Source organism: Streptomyces diversicolor, from assembly GCF_057537855.1.
On the sequence record NZ_BAAJXA010000014.1, the window covers coordinates 69976 to 87357 of the forward strand.

Here is a 17382-nt window from a genome sequence, read left to right on the forward strand (position 1 = left end):
TGGAGGGATTCCGTCTGGGTGACAGGGTGATTCCGTACGGTGAACGGTCCGCGCGGCCCGCGCCCGGATCGGATCCGCCGCAGGAACCGGGCCGTCTTCCCGGGGCGGCGGCGGGTTGTCGGTGGCGCGGCCTAGACTCGGAGAGCGATGAGCAGCCTCTTTGACGACAGCTTCCTGGCGGACCTCCGAGCCCCCCGCGGGCAGGAGGAGGAACCCCCGCCACCGCCCGAGGACGATCACGCTCCGGAGCCGGTTCCGGACGATCTGTTCGGCGGGAAGTTCGACGTGCCCCCGGCCCGGGACTCCTACTACGGCAACGGCGCCCCACGGCCGGTCATCGACCCGGCCACGCTCCTGCACGGGCTGAACGACAACCAGCGCGCCGCCGTCGTGCACGCCGGCTCCCCGCTGCTCATCGTGGCCGGCGCGGGCTCCGGCAAGACCCGGGTGCTCACGCACCGCATCGCCCATCTGCTGGCGGAGCGCAAGGTGCACCCGGGGCAGATCCTCGCGATCACCTTCACCAACAAGGCCGCGGGCGAGATGAAGGAACGCGTCGAGCAGCTGGTCGGCCCGCGCGCCAACGCGATGTGGGTGATGACCTTCCACAGCGCCTGCGTGCGCATCCTGCGCCGGGAGAGCAAGCGCCTCGGCTTCACCTCGTCCTTCTCGATCTACGACGCCGCCGACTCCAAGCGTCTGATGGCCCTGGTCTGCCGCGACCTGGACCTCGATCCGAAGCGCTTCCCGCCCAAGTCCTTCAGCGCCAAGATCTCCAACCTGAAGAACGAGCTGATCGACGAGGAGGACTTCGCCGCCCAGGCGGCTGGGGGCACCTCCCAGACGGAGTCCGGGGGAGACTTCGAGAAGACCCTCGCCCAGGCGTACGCGCTGTACCAGTCCCGGCTGCGCGAGGCGAACGCGCTGGACTTCGACGACCTGATCATGACGACGGTCAATCTGCTGCGCGCCTTCCCGGACGTCGCCGAGCACTACCGCCGCCGCTTCCGCCATGTGCTCGTGGACGAGTATCAGGACACCAACCACGCCCAGTACGCCCTGGTGCGCGAACTCGTCGGAACCGCCGAGCACCCCGTGGACGTGCCGCCGGGCGAGCACGACCTGCCGCCCGCCGAACTGTGCGTCGTGGGCGACGCCGACCAGTCGATCTACGCCTTCCGCGGCGCGACCATCCGCAACATCCTCCAGTTCGAGGAGGACTACCCGGACGCGACGACGATCCTCCTGGAGCAGAACTACCGCTCCACGCAGACGATCCTGTCCGCAGCCAACGCCGTCATCGAGCGCAACGAGTCCCGCCGCCCCAAGAACCTGTGGACCAACGCGGGCGCGGGCGCCACCATCACCGGGTATGTCGCGGACACCGAGCACGACGAGGCACAGTTCGTCGCCGACGAGATAGACCGGCTGACCGACGCGGGCGAGGCCAAGGCCGGCGATATCGCCGTGTTCTACCGCACCAACGCCCAGTCCCGTGTCTTCGAAGAGGTCTTCATCCGCGTCGGCCTGCCCTACAAGGTCGTCGGCGGTGTCCGCTTCTACGAACGCAAGGAGGTCCGCGACGTCCTCGCCTATCTGCGGGTGCTCGCCAACCCCGAGGACTCGGTCCCGCTGCGCCGCATCCTGAACGTGCCCAAGCGCGGCATCGGCGAGCGCGCCGAGGCGATGATCGACGCACTCGCCCAGCGCGAGAAGATCAGCTTCGCGCAGGCGCTGCGCCGCGTGGACGAGGCGTACGGCATGGCCGCCCGGTCCACCAACGCCGTCCAGCGGTTCAACACGCTGATGGAGGAGCTGCGTACGATCGTCGAGTCCGGCGCGGGCCCGGCGACCGTCCTGGAGGCGGTGCTCGAACGCACCGGCTACCTCGCCGAGTTGCAGTCCTCGACCGACCCGCAGGACGAGACCCGGATCGAGAACCTTCAGGAACTCGCCTCCGTGGCCCTGGAGTTCGAGCAGGAACGCGGCGAGGGAGAGACGGCCGCGGGCGGCACGCTCGCCGACTTCCTGGAGCAGGTCGCGCTGGTCGCCGACTCCGACCAGATCCCGGACGAGGAGGAAGGCGACGGCGTCATCACGCTGATGACCCTGCACACCGCCAAGGGCCTGGAGTTCCCGGTGGTCTTCCTGACCGGCATGGAGGACGGCGTGTTCCCGCACATGCGTGCCCTCGGCCAGACCAAGGAACTGGAGGAGGAGCGCCGCCTGGCGTACGTCGGCATCACACGCGCGCGGGAGCGGCTGTACCTGACCCGGTCCGCCATGCGCAGCGCCTGGGGGCAGCCCTCGTACAACCCGCCGTCGCGGTTCCTGGAGGAGATCCCGGCCGCCCATCTGGAGTGGAAGCGGACGGGAGCCGCGGCCCCCGTGTCGTCCGGACCGGCCTCCGGCGTCGCGGCCTCGCTGTCGTCGTCCCGCTCCCGCTCCTCCGCGGCGGGCGCGTCCGGGTTCGCCACGCGCAGGACGTCGGAGAAGCCGGTGGTCTCCCTGGCCGTCGGCGACCGGGTCACGCACGACCAGTTCGGGCTCGGCACGGTCGTCGCCGTGGCGGGCACGGGGGACAAGGCCCAGGCGACGATCGACTTCGGAGACTCCAAGCCCAAGCGGCTGCTGCTGCGGTACGCGCCGGTGGAGAAGCTGTAGCCCCTTGAGCCGGGCCCCTGCCGAGCCTGCGGGGGCCCTGCGGGGGCCGTGAGCCGGTGGGCCGGCGGTGCTTACGTCGGGTCGAGTCCGTGACTGCGCAGCCACGGCAGCGGGTCGATCGCCGAGCCGCCCGCCGGGCGCACCTCGAAGTGCAGGTGCGGACCGGTGGAGTTGCCCGAGTTCCCGGAGTACGCGATCGGCTGCCCGGCCTTGACGGGCGTACCGGAGACGACCCGATAGCTGGAGAGGTGGCAGTACCACGTCTCCGTGCCGTCCTTCGCCGTCACGATCATCATGTTGCCGTAGGCGCTGTTCCACTCCGTGCGGACGGTGCCGTCCGTCGCGGCCATCACCGTCGTGCCGTACGAGACGGGGAAGTCGATGCCGGTGTGCACGGACATCCAGTTCACGCCGGCCTGGCCGAAGTAGGCGCTGAGCCCGTGCTGGGCGACCGGGATCGCGAACTTGGGGCGCAGCCGCTCCCTGAGCGCCGCCTCGGCCTGCGCCTTCTTCTTCTCGGCGTCCTGTTGGGCCTTGAGGTCGATGCGCTCCTGTGTGCGGCTGGCCCGGTCGGCGAAGTCGTCGGCGCCGGCGGAGAGGCTTTCCAGCTGGGTGTCCAGCTTGTTGTTGGCCGCGGACGGTTTCACCGGCGTCGCATCGGAGGCGGAGGCGGTGGTGTCCGTGCCGTCGTCGGTCAGACCGCCCACCGAGGCGGCGGCGATCCCCGCGACCCCCATCACACAGGCCGACGGCACGGCGATGGTCAGCAGCGCGGAGCGTTTGGCGGGCGGGCGGCGCCGGGAGCGGGCCGCGGCGCGTGAGCCCGTGCGCGATGCGGGCGCCGGGGTGACCTCTTCCTGGTCGTCGAGCAGTGGCATCGCCACGGGCAGTTCGCCGGTGGCTGCCGACTCGCCCTCTTCCGGGGCGCGTTCCTCGTAGGCGGCCTGCCCGGCGTCCTCGTATCCGGCTTCTTCGTAGCTGTTCTGCTCGTACGCGTTGTCCTCGTACGCGTTGTCCTCGTACGCGTTGTCCTCGTAGGAGTTCGCTTCGTAGCCGTTCGCGTCGTACGAGGTCTGCTCGAACGTGCCGGTCGCATGCTGGTCGAAGGACTCGCCCCGCTGCTCGGACCCGGTGCCGTCGGAGTTCCACTGCGTGGCGTCGTACGCGCCGGTGTCGAACGTCTGGGTGCCCCACTCCCACTGCTGGGTCGGGTCGGCACCGCCGGACTGGCCGGCCTGGAGCCAGGTATTGGCGTCCCACTGACCGCTGGTCTCCGGCGATGAGCCCTGCTGCGGCAGCGTCCATGCCGTGGCGTCGTAGGCACCGCTGTCGTACCCGGCCTGGTGCTGCGCCGCATACGGGTCGTAGTTCAGGGTGGCGTGGGCCCCCGTCGACCACTGTGTGCTGTCGTACGCGCCGGTGGCCCCGGCCTCTCCCGGGAGGTTGCCGAAGAGGGGGTCGGCCTCGAAGGCCGCGGTGGCCTGCGGGCCCGACGGAAATCCGTTGGCGTCGTAGCCGTTGTGCGTGGTGAAGTCGCCGTACTGGGCTTCCTGTGTGCCGTACGACGCGTAGTGCGCCGAGGCCGCTTCGGAAGCCGGAGCCGGGGTGGTCAGGGTCCCCGACGGGTGACGGTCGTTCACCAACTTCTCTTTCGCCTCGACAACAGGGGCTGCCAGAGCAGTGCGGCGACTGTACCCGGCGGTACGCGGGCGCGACAATCTTCCGCTGGTTTCGCGTCCGCAGGAAACGGGCATTCGGCCGTGTTTCGGGGGACCGTGGACCCGGGTTTGGCCTTGTGTTCGAAGAGTGTTCGACGGTCGAGGGGTGTCCGGGAGCGTGAGCACGGCCGCTGCGGGGCGCGCGGTCGCGTTGTGTGGTCGTGTTGTGTGCGTTGTGGCGGTCTTGTTGCAGCGGTCGTGTTGTGTGGTCGTGTCGGGGTGGTTCTGGCGGCCCGGGCCGGCGGTCCTGTCGGTTCGGCGGTCCCGTCGGGCCGGGCGGCCGAAGCCGGGGGTACCGAAGCCGGGCGGGAACGGGGCCGGGAGTCGGCCGGAGTCGGGCCGGAGCGGGGCCGGGAGTCGGCCGGAGTCGGGCGGGAACGGGGTCGGGAGTCGGCCGGAGTCGGGCGGGAACGGGGTCGGGAGTCGGGTTGGGTGCCTGTCGGTGCCTGTCGGGAGCCGGGTCAGGCGGTGGGTCGGGCGGCGGCAGGGCGGGTGTTCCGGGCCGTCCGCCGCCAGCTCTCAGCCCGCCGACGGCTCTGGCCCGCCGACGGCTCTCCGTTCCGTCGGCCGCTCTCCGTGGTCAGGCCACGGTCAGCCCGGCGGGACCCGAGACGACGCCCGTGTCCGTCGGCCCGGCGTCGAGCACCTGCCGTATGCGCGCCGCGACCGCGGGGTGCACCGGCAGGGCGAGGTGCCCTATCCCGGTCACCGGCACGTTCTCCGCCAGCAGGTCGGGGTGGTCGAGGCAGGCGCTCTCCAGCGGGTCCATCACCGAGTCGAGGTCGCTCCAGAAGCTGACGAACCGCGTACCGCAGTCCGGCGCGGGCAGGGCCAGCTCCTCGATGACGTCGGAGCCGGGCCGCATCTGGCGCACGATCGGGTGGGCGTTCGCGAGCGGCACGGCCCGGGTGCCGGAGTGCGGGGTGCCCAGCGTCACCAGGGTGCGGATCCGGTGGTGACCGCCCAGGCGCTGTACGTAGTAGCGCGCGATCAGCCCGCCCAGGCTGTGCCCCACGATGTCCACCTGCGCGCTGCCGGTGCGCGCGCAGATCTCCTCGATGTGCCTGCCGAGCAGTTCGGCCGCGGTGCGTATGTCGCAGGTCAGCGGAGAGTAGTTGAGTGATTGCACGTGGTGGCGGCCCTGCTGGGCGAGATGGCGGCGCAGCAGGACGAAGACAGATCGGTTGTCGATGAAACCGTGCAACAGCACGACCGGGAGTTCTGGCCGGGCCGGCAGCTGCGCGGCGCCGTTCGGCGGGGACGGGGCCTGGGAGCGGCGTTCCTGGATGATGCCGGTCGGATAGAGGAGGAGGTGTCCCGCGAGGATCGTGACCTCCAGGGCGGTCGCCTTGAGGAGGGTCACGGAGAGTCCCGCCAGTCTGGCCGGCAGGAGGAGCTGGTAGAGCGGACGAAGGGGCTGCACTGCCCTGGTGACCATCATGGCCGACCTCCTGTCGGCACACAGGAGGACGTCTCTGTCCCCCGTGTGCCCTTATGGGAAGCCGTGCGCAGGGTGATCGAGGGTGCGTGCCATGCACGCCGCGTGCCTTTCGTGTCCCTGCGGACCACGCTGCGGCTCCCGAACATGTCCCACTGTGTGATTTCCCCCTCGGTCGCCGCCGTAAAACTGCCGGTTGCGGGATGCTGGGGATAACGCCCGTTCACTTCGCGGCCGGTGGCGGACCACGCGGACTGTGCGGTACTTGTCGGTACGGATGGATCTAATCGCTTCATGGAGGCAGTGATGGGTGTGACAGCCGGTCCGATCCGCGTCGTGGTGGCCAAGCCGGGGCTCGACGGTCATGACCGCGGGGCCAAGGTCATCGCGCGGGCGCTGCGCGACGCCGGCATGGAGGTCATCTACACCGGGCTCCACCAGACGCCGGAGCAGATCGTCGACACGGCGATCCAGGAGGACGCGGACGCGATCGGCCTGTCCATCCTCTCCGGTGCGCACAACACCCTGTTCGCGGCCGTCATCGACCTCCTCAAGGAGCGCGACGCCGAGGACATCCTGGTCTTCGGCGGCGGCATCATCCCCGAGGCGGACATCGCCCCGCTCAAGGAGAAGGGCGTCGCGGAGATCTTCACTCCGGGCGCGACCACGGCGTCGATCGTGGACTGGGTCCGGGAGAACGTACGGCAGCCGGCTGCTTCCGGCGGCTGACGGACCGCTGCCGCGGCTTGGACCGTTGAGCGGCTTGGGCCGTTGGGCGGCTTGGGCTGCTCGCGGCCGCTTCAGCCGTTGCGTTCGCCTGCGTTGCCTGAGCCGGGGCGGCGGGATGAGCCGAACGAGGGAAGCGAGGGGCCCAACGCCCGGTGCCGTGAGGCGAGAAGACCTGGCACCCGATGCCGCGGCACAGGTGACTCAGGCACTCGGTGCCGCGCCATACGCGTCTGGCACCCGGTGCCGCGACACGGAAGCCCCCGGCACCAGGTGCCGCCCCGTCAGAAGCCAACGCAGGCCCGTCGCGACGGCCCCGGCGACGAGCCCGGCCATCTCCGCATCCCACGCTGTCGAAGCAATCCACCGTTCGGCCTACCCCGCAGAGCTACACGACAGCTTCCCGCCCGTCCCGCCTCACCGCGCACCCGAGACGAGGGCGGCTCGGTCCATACCCTCGCGGTCACCGAGGCGGGCGCTGTTCGTCCACGCCGGCGCGCGCCGGTACGGGTCCGCATTCGCTTCGGGCGTGGGGCGGGCGCGGTTCGGTCCGTGCCCTCGCGGTCCCGGAATCGGGCGCTGTTCGATCCGTGTCGTCGCCGTCCCGAAGTCGGGCGATGTTCTGCCCGCTCGCCGAAGTACCGAGGGTGGTCCGATCCTGGGGCGGGCGGGGTTCGGCCGTGCTGCGATGCGCCGGTACGGGTCCGTATTCGCTTCGCGCCTGCGGTGTTCGTTGCGTCGTGGTGGTGTCTGGCAGGGGTGGTCGGCTCGTCCCGGCGCGTCCGAGCGGCACCGTGGCGGCTGTGGCGGCGTACCCGTGCGGGTCGCGGTGGCGTTCCGTGCGGGTCGGGGGTGGCGGCGTGCTCGTCTGATGCCTCGGGCGGGAGCCACATGCGCTGGGCCTCAGGTGGCGGCCGGCGTCAGTTCCCTGGCCATGTCGGCGCGCAGCCGCAACGTGGTCACCAGCCGCTGGAACGCCTCCGCCCAGTAGCCGCCGGCGCCCGGTGACGCGTCCTCCCGCTCGTCCGGTACCGCCAGCAACCCGTCCAGCCGCGCGGCCTCCGCGGGATCGAGACACCGCTCGGCGAGTCCCATCACCCCGCTGAAGCTCCAGGGATAACTCCCCGCGTCCCGCGCGATGTCGAGCGCGTCCACCACCGCCCGCCCGAGCGGCGCCGCCCACGGCACGGCGCACACACCGAGCAGCTGGAACGCCTCGGACAAACCGTGCGTCGCGATGAACCCCGCCACCCAGTCGGCCCGTTCCGCCGCGCCGAGCGTGCCCAGCAGCTTCGCCCGCTCGGCGAGGGACACCGCTCCCGGCCCGCCCGCCTCGGGCACGGCGGGCGTCCCGAGCAGCGCCCGGGACCACTCCGGGTCCCGCTGCCGCACCGCCGCCCGGCACCAGGCCGCGTGCAACTCGCCCCGCCAGTCGTCCGTCACCGGCAGCTCCACGATCTCCCGGGGCGTGCGTCCGCCGAGCCGCCGCGGCCAGGTCCCGAGCGGTGCCGCCTCCACCAACTGGCCCAGCCACCAGGACCGTTTCCCTCGCCCCGCGGGGGGCTCGGCCACCACGCCGTCCCGCTCCATCGAGGCGTCGCACTCCAGCGGCGCCTCCACCACGATGCTCGGCGCGCCGCGCGTGTGGTCGACCGACACACAGGCACCGGCGCGGGCCGCCATCCGCCCCGCCAGCGCCGAACCGGGCAGCGCGGACAGCAACTCGGCGGCCGTCGCCCGCACATTGCGGCTCCGGTCGGCCAACGCCCGCTCCAGGAACGGCTCGTCATCGGCGGACAGCCCCGAACGCAGCGAGTCGAGGAACATCAGCCGGTCCTCCGCCCGCTCGGTCGCCCACGTCACCCCCAGCAACTCGCGTGCCGCCGCGGGCCGCACCGCCCGTATCGCGGCGAGCAGGGCGACCCGCTCCGCGAACAGCCCCTCCTCCCACAGCCGTTGCACACCGCCGGCGTCATCGAGGTCGGGCAGCGCCGCGCCGCCGCCCGGTGCCGCGCGCAGCGCGAACCGCCAGTCCGGATTCAGCCGGGCCAGCCACAGCCCCCGCGGCCCCGCGAACGCGAGCGCGGCGGGACGCAGGTCCGTGCGCCCCCGGGCCGCGTCCAGCAGTGCGGGCAGTGCCGTCGGCGGGGCCGCGTAACCGTGCGCGTTCGCCGCCGCCAGCCACTGGGGCAGCAGCTCCATCAGGTCCGGCGAGGCGCCCCGGCGCCCGCCGCCCGTGCCGGAACGGTCGGCCAGCAGCAGGGCGAGCCGCCGGGCCGCGGCGGCGGGCAGGGCCGGGCGTGGATCCTCGGCGGCCGGCTCGGGTCTGCGGGCCGCCGCGGCCGGACGCAGCCCGGCCCGCCGTCGTACGGTCGCCAGGGCCGCCGCGTCCAGCAGCGCCACCGGTGCCGCACGGTCCTGCCCGCCCCCGGCGAGCGGGCGCCGATCGGTGCCGAGCAGCGCCGTGGTGACCAGGTCCTCCCAGGAGCCGACGCCGAACACACCGCCCGCGGTGCCACTGCCGTCGGTGGTGCCACTGCCGTCCGCGGTGGCGCTGCCGTCGGTGGTGCCACTGCCTTCCACGGTGTCTTTGGCGTCGTTGGTGCCGCTGGCGTCCGCGGTGCCGCTGGCGTCGTTGGTGCCGCTGGCGTCCGCGGTGCCTCTGGCATCCGCGGCGGCTGTGGCGTCCCTGCGGTCGGTGGGGTCTTGGACGATGCGGCCCCTGGTATCCGTGGTCTCCACGGCGTCCGTCGCCTCCGGCAGAGCGGCCGCACCCCGCACCGCAGCGCTGCTCCCGTTCATACGACTCCTTCTGATCGGGTCTCCCGTGGTCTCCGGTCGGTTCAGCACAGGGCCACCGCCTCCCCGGCGCCCTCCGGCCAGGCCGTCAGCGGGGTGAAGCCCCGGTGGCCGCACTCGCCGAACACCCTGACCGGGGCGCCCCCGGACAGGGCGACCAGCCGCCACAGCCCGGGCCGGGAACGGGCGGCCGGGGCCAGCGGCAGCGCCCCGTCCCCGTCGGCGTCCGCCAACTGCCAGGAGTCCCCGTCCGGCGTGGGGACGACCCGGTTCAGCGTCACCGGCACCGCGTCCAGCCACGGGTCGTCCCGCAGCGCCTCGCCGTACCGGGCGATCGCACGCGCCGTCGTCTCGCCCGGCGGCCGTATCGCGGCGGGTGCGGGCGGGGCGAACCGCTCTCCGAGCGCCGCCCGCGGCTGCCCGGCGCCCGGGTAGACGGACACCTCCGCCTCCAGGGTCAGCCCGACCGGCAGGGCCTGCTCGGGGGCCCGGCCCGCCGCACCGTAGGAGAGGAGCAGGCAGGTGCGGCCCGATCCTTCGCCGTACAGCCAGATGCGACGCGTCGTCAGCTTGGCGTCCGTTGTGTCGTACTGGGCGAGGACCAGCCAGCGGTCGCGGGTCGACGGGCCGTCCGGCGCGGCGGGCAGGCCGACACGGGACCGGACGGTCGCCGCGAGGTCGTCCGGCAGCCGGTCACGGCGCAGCCAGCCCTGGTCGAGGAGGTGCAGCAGCGCGCACTCCTCCAGCAGCCGCACCGGCCAGCCCGGCCCTGACGCCGGTATGGCACCCAACTCCCGCACCCGGGCCGCCAGTCCGGGCGCCTGCGCGTCGACCATGCGGGCCGCCGTCTCCTCCCACAGGCCGTAACCCGCCTGTTCCGCCGAGGCCAGGCCGCCGCGCAGCAGGTCGGCGAGGCGCTGTTCCAGTTCCGCGGCGCCGGCGGTGACCCGCTCGGCCCTGCGCTCCGCCCGGCGCCGGGCCGCCTCGGGATCACCGGATCCGGCGGCGGAACCGGCCGTGGTCTCGGGCCGCTTGTCCTGCGCGCGTTTCTTCCGCCCCGCTATCCACTGCTCCGCCCAGTCCGGGACCCGCCCCGTCGGCACCGCGGCGTCCCCGCCCGCCCAGAGCAGCAGCAGCCCCAGCGCGTGTTTGCACGGGAACTTGCGGCTCGGACAACTGCATGTGTATGCGGGCCCGGACGCGCCCGCGATGTCCACCACTGTTTGATACGGCTTGCTGCCACTGCCCTTGCACAGTCCCCACACCGTCCCCTCGTCGGAACTCCCCGCCTCGGACCACGGTCCGGCCGCGCCGAGTTTGCTTCCCGCTTTGCGTGATGCGGCGTCAGGCGCCAGTGCCAGCACCTGGTCCGCGGTCCAGCGCACCCCCTGCTGAGTCATGCCATCGAAGGTAGATCCCCCCACTGACAATCGGCCCTGCCAGCCCGTTTCCGCAGGTCAGAGCGATTGTCAGTGGCGTGGTGCACGGTGGACACAGATCCGAACCGGCCGAGCTGGAGGGGGCCTCAGCCATGTCTGTGTCCGTGGAACCTACGTCCGTCGAACCGAGCCAGAACCACTCCGCGCCCGTGAACGCGGCGCAGCCGCTGCGCCCGCATGCCGAGGACGCGTTCGCCACCGAACTCGCCGCGCTGGCCGCGCAGGACGACCGTCCGCGCCCGGCCCGCTGGAAGCTGTCGCCGTGGGCGGTCGCCACCTATGTGCTCGGCGGCACCCTGCCGGACGGCACGGTGATCACACCGAAATACGTGGGTCCGCGCCGCATCGTCGAGGTCGCCGTCACCACGCTCGCCACCGACCGCGCCCTGCTCCTGCTCGGCGTGCCGGGCACGGCGAAGACCTGGGTGTCCGAGCATCTCGCCGCCGCGGTCAGCGGTGACTCGACCCTGCTGGTGCAGGGCACGGCGGGCACACCCGAGGAGGCCATCCGCTACGGCTGGAACTACGCGCAGTTGCTCGCCCACGGCCCGAGCCGGGACGCCCTCGTGCCCAGCCCGGTGATGCGGGCCATGGCGGAGGGCATGACGGCCCGGGTGGAGGAGCTGACCCGTATCCCGGCAGACGTGCAGGACACGCTGATCACGATCCTGTCGGAGAAGACGCTGCCGATACCGGAGCTGGGCCAGGAGGTGCAGGCGGTCCGCGGCTTCAACCTGATCGCCACGGCCAACGACCGTGACCGCGGCGTCAACGACCTGTCCAGCGCGCTGCGCCGCCGCTTCAACACGGTGGTGCTGCCCCTGCCCGCCGACGCCGACGCCGAGGTCGACATCGTCTCCCGTCGCGTCGACCAGATCGGCCGCTCCCTCGACCTGCCCACGGCGCCCGACGGCATCGACGAGATCCGCCGCGTCGTGACCGTCTTCCGCGAACTGCGCGACGGCATCACCGCCGACGGCCGTACGAAGCTGAAGTCGCCGAGCGGCACGCTGTCCACCGCGGAGGCGATCTCCGTCGTCACCAACGGGCTCGCCCTGGCTGCCCACTTCGGCGACGGAGTGCTGCGGCCCGGCGATGTCGCCGCGGGCATCCTGGGCGCCGTCGTCCGCGACCCGGCGGCCGACCGAGTCATCTGGCAGGAGTACCTGGAGACGGTCGTGCGCGAGCGCGACGGCTGGAAGGACTTCTACCGGGCCTGCCGGGAGGTGAGCGCGTGAGTGACGCCCGACCCCTGCTGCTCGGCGTGCGGCATCACGGTCCGGGGTCGGCGCGGGCGGTGCGGGCCGCGCTGGACGCCGCCGCGCCCGAAGTGGTGCTGATCGAGGGCCCGCCCGAGGCCGACGCGGTCCTGCCGCTCGCCGCCGACCCGGGGATGCGGCCCCCGGTCGCGCTCCTCGCCCACGCCGTGGACGAGCCCGGCCGCTCGGCGTTCTGGCCGCTGGCCGAGTTCTCCCCGGAGTGGGTGGCCGTCCGCTGGGCCCTGGAGCACGAGGTGCCGGCCCGCTTCATCGACCTGCCCGCCACTCACACGCTGGCGTGGCGCAAGGAGGAGGAAGAACGAGGCGAAGAAGAAGAGGAGAAGGGTGAAGAGGGCAAGGGCGAAGAGGGCGAGGGCGTAGAAGAAAAAGGGGAAGAAGGGGATGCGCCTGCCGGCTCCGTGGACGGCGCCGACGGCCCGCCCGGCCGCTCCGCCGGGCACACCCTTCGTCTCGACCCGCTGGCCGTGCTCGCCGAGACCGCCGGATACGACGACCCCGAGCGCTGGTGGGAGGACGTCATCGAGCACCGGGGCGCCGGGGTCCCGGGGGAGGCGACCCGGGACCATGAGGCCGCGCTCGCGCCGTTCGCCGCGCTGGAGGAGGCGATGACCGCGCTGCGGGAGACGTACGGCGCGGGCGGGCACGACCGGGACCTGGTGCGGGAGGCGTATATGCGGCTCCAACTACGGGCCGCGCAGCGGGAGTCCGACGGGCGCGTGGCCGTGGTGTGCGGAGCGTGGCACGTGCCCGCGCTGCGCCGCAAGAGCGCCGTCGCCGCCGACCGGGCCCTGCTGAAGGGGCTGCCCAAGGTCAAGGTGGACATGACGTGGGTGCCGTGGACGCACCGCAGGCTGTCCCGGGTCAGCGGCTACGGGGCGGGCATCGACTCGCCGGGCTGGTACGGGCATCTGTTCGGCGCCCCGGACCGGCCGGTCGAGCGGTGGCTGACCAAGGTGGCGGGCCTGCTGCGCGAGGAGGACCACATCGTCTCGTCCGCGCATGTCATCGAGGCGGTCCGGCTGGCCGGGACCCTCGCCGCGATGCGCGGACGGCCGCTGCCGGGGCTGACCGAGACGACCGACGCGGTGCGCGCGGTGATGTGCGACGGCTCGGACGTGCCGCTGGCGCTCGTGCACGACCGGCTGGTGGTCGGCGATGTGCTGGGGGAGGTGCCGGACACGGCGCCCGCCGTGCCCCTGCAACGGGACCTGACCGCGCTGCAACGGCGGCTGCGGCTCAAACCCGAGGCGCTGGAACGGGAGTTGGAGCTGGACCTGCGCAAGGAGACCGACGCCGGGCGCAGTCGGCTGCTGCACCGGCTGCGGCTGCTGGGCATCGGCTGGGGCGAGCCGGCCCGGTCACGGGGCAGCACGGGCACGTTCCGGGAGACGTGGCGGCTGCGCTGGGAGCCGGAGCTGTCCGTGCGGGTCGCCGAGGCCGGGGTGTGGGGCACGACGGTGCTCGCCGCCGCGACCGCCAAGGCCGAGGCGGACGCCACGGCCGCGCAGGCCCTCGCCGAGGTGACCGCGCTGGCCGAGCACTGCCTGCTGGCCGGACTGCGCGACGCGCTCCCGACGGTGATGCGGGTGCTCGCCGACCGGGCCGCGCTCGACGCCGACGTCGGCCATCTCGCGCAGGCACTGCCCGCCCTGGTCCGCTCGCTGCGCTACGGCGACGTGCGAGGCACGGACACCAAGGCGCTCGCCGAGGTCGCCGCGGGCCTCGCCGAGCGGATCTTCGTCGGGCTGCCGCCGGCCTGCACCGCCCTCGACGCGGACGCGGCCGAGCAGATGCGCGGCCATGTGGACGCGGTGCACGGCGCGGTGGGCCTCCTCACCGAGAGCCCCGCCGCGGGCCACGGCGACCTGCGGGCCCGCTGGCGCTCGGTGCTGCGGTCGCTGTCCGGCCGGGACACCGTGCCCGGGGTCATCCGCGGCCGGGCCGTGCGGCTCCTGCTGGACGAGGGCGAGGTGGGGCAGGACGAGGCGGCCCGGCTGATGGGGCTCGTGCTCTCGCCGGGCACCCCGCCGCAGGACGCCGCCGCCTGGATCGAGGGCTTCGTGGGCGGCGGGGGCGGCATGCTGCTCGTGCACGACGAACGGCTGCTGGGGCTGGTCGACGCATGGCTGACCGGGGTGCCTGCGGATGCGTTCACGGATGTCCTGCCTTTGCTGCGGCGGACGTTCTCGGCCTACGAGCCGGGCGTGCGGCGGACCCTCGGCGAGCTGGTGCGGCGCGGCCCGGGAGCACGGGACGGCGCGTCAGCAGGCCGGACGGCGGGCATACCCGGGTTCGCGCCCGACCCCGACACCGAGCGCGCGGAAGCCGTACTGCCGCTGGTGCGGCTGCTGCTCGGACTGGACACCGCTGACAAGAATCTGGCGAAAGTGGGCACATGACGACCACGCAGACCATGACGGGGCCGGCCGCCGGCAGCTTGGCCGAGCCGGGCGCCGCCGGGGAGCGGCTGCGGCGCTGGCGGCTGGTGCTCGGCGGCGACAGCGCCGACGGGACCGGCTGCACGCTGCGCGGACAGGACGCGGCGATGGACGGCGCGCTCGCGGCGCTCTACGGAAAGGGGGACAGACCGCAGTCGGGGCGGGAGCGTTCGGCGGGGCTCGGGGCGTCCGCCCCGTCCGTGGCCCGCTGGCTCGGCGACATCCGGACCTACTTCCCCTCGTCCGTGGTCCAGGTCATGCAACGGGACGCCATCGACCGGCTCGGTCTCGACTCCCTGCTGCTGGAGCCTGAGATGCTGGAGGCGGTGGAGGCCGACGTGCACCTCGTCGGCACACTGCTCTCCCTCAACAAGGCGATGCCGGAGACCACGAAGGAGACCGCACGGGCGGTCGTGCGCAAGGTCGTCGAGGACCTGGAGAAGCGGCTCGCCACCCGGACCCGGGCCACGCTCACCGGCGCCCTCGACCGCAGCGCCCGCATCAACCGGCCGCGCCACCACGACATCGACTGGAACCGCACGATCGCGGCCAACCTCAAGCACTATCTGCCCGAGTACCGCACGATCGTGCCGGAACGGCTCATCGGCTACGGTCGCGCCGCCCAATCCGTGAAGAAGGAGGTCGTCCTCTGCATCGACCAGTCGGGATCGATGGCGGCGTCCGTCGTCTACGCCTCCGTGTTCGGGGCGGTGCTGGCGTCCATGCGGTCCATCGACACCCGGCTCGTCGTCTTCGACACGGCCGTCGTCGACCTCACCGACCAGCTGGACGACCCCGTCGACGTGCTGTTCGGCACCCAGCTCGGCGGCGGCACCGACATCAACCGGGCGCTCGCCTACTGCCAATCGCAGATCACCCGGCCCACCGAAACGGTGGTGGTGCTCATCAGCGACCTGTACGAGGGCGGCATACGCGACGAGATGCTCAAGCGGGTCGCGGCGATGAAGGCGTCCGGGGTGCGGTTCGTGACGCTGCTCGCGCTGTCGGACGAGGGGGCGCCCGCCTACGACCGTGAACACGCCGCCGCGCTGGCCGCATTGGGTGCGCCCGCCTTCGCCTGCACCCCCGATCTGTTCCCCGAGGTCATGGCGGCGGCCATCGAGAAGCGCCCGCTGCCGATACCGGACGGCATGTGAGGTCCGGGGCGGAAAGGGACATCACCGGCCATCGGTAAGGGGGCTTGCGCACCCTCGGGCGCGCCGTGCGAGGATCGGTGCCCGCGTTGCGCCGACCCGTCACTCGTTCCGCCGCACGGGAGGACCCACCCGCTCTTGGCCTCAGCAGCAGCTCTGTCCGGTGCCGCTGTGCGCGTTCGCCGCACGGCGGGCGGCCGGCGTGCGCTGCGACTGGCGGTACTGGTGGGCGCCCTGATCACACTCGGTCTCCTCCACACCCAACGAGCACACGCAGCCGACGACCCCTCACCGCCACCTCCAGCGGGTTCGGCCACGAACCCGAGTGCGGCGGTGTCCCTCCCGTCCCCGGCCTCGGCGGGTTCGGCTGCGGATCCGATTTCGGCGGCGTCGGTCCCCTCCCGGCTCCCGGCCGTAACGGCCCCGCGTCTGACGTCGGCCGTATCGGCTTCGTCCGTGGTGTCCCCGGCGGGGTACGGGGCGCGGGCCCTCGCGGGCTTCGGGCCGCGGACTCCCGTGGGGGATGTGGTGCGGGCCCTCGCGGGCGACAGGCCGAAGGCCCCCGTGACGGACGCGGCGCCGGCCCTCACGGGCGCTGCGCCGCACACCCCGGCCCGACAACCGGCCGACTTCCCTGGCCGACCCGCACCCGTGGCCACGCAGGCACCCGCCACCGCGTCCGGCCCGACGCCCGCCCCTGGCCCCGCACCGGCATCCGCCCCCGCACCGGCATCCGCCCCCGCACCGGCATCCGCGCCCGGACCGGTAACCGTGCCCGCGTCCGTCCCCGCGCCGGCACTCGTGCCTGTCCCCGCGTCGATTGCTGCCGCCGGACCCGTTTCTGCCGTCGTAGGGGAGCCGGTGGTCGGGTCCGTGGGCGGGGCGGGGGTCGTGGCTGGGGTTGGGGGCCGGGGGGTGGTGGGTTCCGTTGTCGGTGGGGTCGTGGGAACCGTGCGTGACGTGGTCGGGGCGGTGACCCAAACCCTGGACGAGGCAGGGACGGCGCTGCCCACGCTGCCCGATGCCCCCGCCAGGCCCGCCTGGCCCGCGCTGCCTACGTTGCCCGCGCTGCCCGAAGCGCCCGCGGTGCCGGCGTTGCCCGGGGAGACGGTGACCCCGTTGCCGTTGCCGTTGTTGCCCGGGGTTTCCGAGGTGCCGGGGTGGCTGCTGCCCGTGCCGGTCACCGCCGGTCCCGTGCCGCAGGCGGCCCCCGAAGCGGCACCGCGTACCGGTGAGCGGGCCGCCGGGCAGCGGACGTCGAACGGCGCCGCTCTCGGCCCGTTCGGCACCGCCCCCGTTTCGAGGGCCGCGGCGCAAAGCGGCGGCCATCGCGCCGTAGCCGCCGTGGACGGCCCGTCACGCCCCGCCCCCGCCGGCGACCCGGACGGCATGGTGGGCAAGTCGGCCCTCGACGGCGGCACTTCGCGCCATGCCGACTTGTATGCCTTCACCCCGCAGCACCGGGCGCCGCTGCGGCTCGTGCCCGGTGCCGCCGTGTGTGTCGCCGCGCCCGGGACCCGGGACAGTCACCAGGACATCCCGGTCTTCCCCGGCTAGCGCGGGTGCGGTCGGCTCCCGCCCGGACCGCCACCCACCTCCCCCGGATGCGCCCGTATCCGCCGCACTCGCCGCACCTGCGCACAGGCGGTCGACGGCCTCTGCCGACTGCCCCGCGCGCCCGATGCGACCAGTGGGGCCGACGAGACGGGCATGGACGCATGCGGCC

The 17382-nt window shown here is 73.3% G+C and carries 10 protein-coding genes; 6 read left to right on the plus strand and 4 right to left on the minus strand.

Annotation, left to right across the window (positions count from 1 at the left end):
- Positions 1–147: 147 nt before the first annotated feature.
- Positions 148–2664 (plus strand): DNA helicase PcrA, encoded by a 2517-nt coding sequence (gene pcrA, locus AC27LF_RS18345; protein ID WP_479657082.1) that lies wholly within the window; start codon positions 148–150, stop codon positions 2662–2664.
- 71 nt (positions 2665–2735) lie between these two features.
- On the opposite strand, the gene AC27LF_RS18350 is transcribed toward pcrA, so the two are convergent.
- Together AC27LF_RS18350 and AC27LF_RS18355 are read right to left on the minus strand one after the other, a co-directional pair.
- Positions 2736–4418, minus strand: coding sequence for a M23 family metallopeptidase (locus AC27LF_RS18350; protein WP_479657083.1), 1683 nt, complete (start codon positions 4416–4418; stop codon positions 2736–2738).
- A 544-nt stretch (positions 4419–4962) separates the two neighbouring features.
- The gene (locus tag AC27LF_RS18355) at positions 4963–5823 is read right to left on the minus strand and encodes an esterase/lipase family protein (RefSeq protein ID WP_479657084.1); all 861 of its coding nucleotides are present in this window, start codon (positions 5821–5823) and stop codon (positions 4963–4965) included.
- A 303-nt stretch (positions 5824–6126) separates the two neighbouring features.
- Here AC27LF_RS18355 and icmB point away from each other — a divergent pair, with 303 nt between their 5' ends.
- The gene (gene icmB / locus AC27LF_RS18360) at positions 6127–6549 is read left to right on the plus strand and encodes a coenzyme B12-dependent isobutyryl CoA mutase small subunit (protein WP_351743576.1); all 423 of its coding nucleotides are present in this window, start codon (positions 6127–6129) and stop codon (positions 6547–6549) included.
- Positions 6550–7449: 900 nt separating this feature from the next.
- On the opposite strand, the gene AC27LF_RS18365 is transcribed toward icmB, so the two are convergent.
- Positions 7450–9348, minus strand: coding sequence for a DUF5691 domain-containing protein (locus AC27LF_RS18365; RefSeq protein ID WP_479657085.1), 1899 nt, complete (start codon positions 9346–9348; stop codon positions 7450–7452).
- A gap of 41 nt (positions 9349–9389) precedes the next feature.
- The gene (locus AC27LF_RS18370; protein ID WP_479657086.1) at positions 9390–10745 is read right to left on the minus strand and encodes an SWIM zinc finger family protein; all 1356 of its coding nucleotides are present in this window, start codon (positions 10743–10745) and stop codon (positions 9390–9392) included.
- A gap of 131 nt (positions 10746–10876) precedes the next feature.
- Here AC27LF_RS18370 and AC27LF_RS18375 point away from each other — a divergent pair, with 131 nt between their 5' ends.
- From AC27LF_RS18375 to AC27LF_RS18390, 4 genes are all read left to right on the plus strand, one after another.
- On the plus strand, positions 10877–12022 hold the full coding sequence (locus tag AC27LF_RS18375) for an ATP-binding protein (protein WP_479657087.1): 1146 nt from the start codon (positions 10877–10879) through the stop codon (positions 12020–12022).
- Positions 12019–14463, plus strand: a complete 2445-nt coding sequence (locus AC27LF_RS18380; protein WP_479657088.1) for a DUF5682 family protein — start codon at positions 12019–12021, stop codon at positions 14461–14463. Before AC27LF_RS18375 ends, AC27LF_RS18380 begins: the two co-directional genes overlap by 4 nt.
- The gene (locus tag AC27LF_RS18385) at positions 14460–15659 is read left to right on the plus strand and encodes a VWA domain-containing protein (protein ID WP_479657089.1); all 1200 of its coding nucleotides are present in this window, start codon (positions 14460–14462) and stop codon (positions 15657–15659) included. Before AC27LF_RS18380 ends, AC27LF_RS18385 begins: the two co-directional genes overlap by 4 nt.
- Positions 15660–16598: 939 nt before the next feature.
- Positions 16599–17213, plus strand: coding sequence for a hypothetical protein (locus tag AC27LF_RS18390; protein ID WP_479657090.1), 615 nt, complete (start codon positions 16599–16601; stop codon positions 17211–17213).
- Positions 17214–17382: the final 169 nt, after the last annotated feature.

Coding starts and splice junctions, on each gene's coding strand:
- pcrA (WP_479657082.1), top strand. CDS start 148: ATGAGCAGCCTCTTTGACGACAGCTTCCTGGCGGACCTCCGAGCCCCC.
- AC27LF_RS18350 (WP_479657083.1), bottom strand. CDS start 4,418: ATGCCCGTTTCCTGCGGACGCGAAACCAGCGGAAGATTGTCGCGCCCG.
- AC27LF_RS18355 (WP_479657084.1), bottom strand. CDS start 5,823: ATGATGGTCACCAGGGCAGTGCAGCCCCTTCGTCCGCTCTACCAGCTC.
- icmB (WP_351743576.1), top strand. CDS start 6,127: ATGGGTGTGACAGCCGGTCCGATCCGCGTCGTGGTGGCCAAGCCGGGG.
- AC27LF_RS18365 (WP_479657085.1), bottom strand. CDS start 9,348: ATGAACGGGAGCAGCGCTGCGGTGCGGGGTGCGGCCGCTCTGCCGGAG.
- AC27LF_RS18370 (WP_479657086.1), bottom strand. CDS start 10,745: ATGACTCAGCAGGGGGTGCGCTGGACCGCGGACCAGGTGCTGGCACTG.
- AC27LF_RS18375 (WP_479657087.1), top strand. CDS start 10,877: ATGTCTGTGTCCGTGGAACCTACGTCCGTCGAACCGAGCCAGAACCAC.
- AC27LF_RS18385 (WP_479657089.1), top strand. CDS start 14,460: ATGACGACCACGCAGACCATGACGGGGCCGGCCGCCGGCAGCTTGGCC.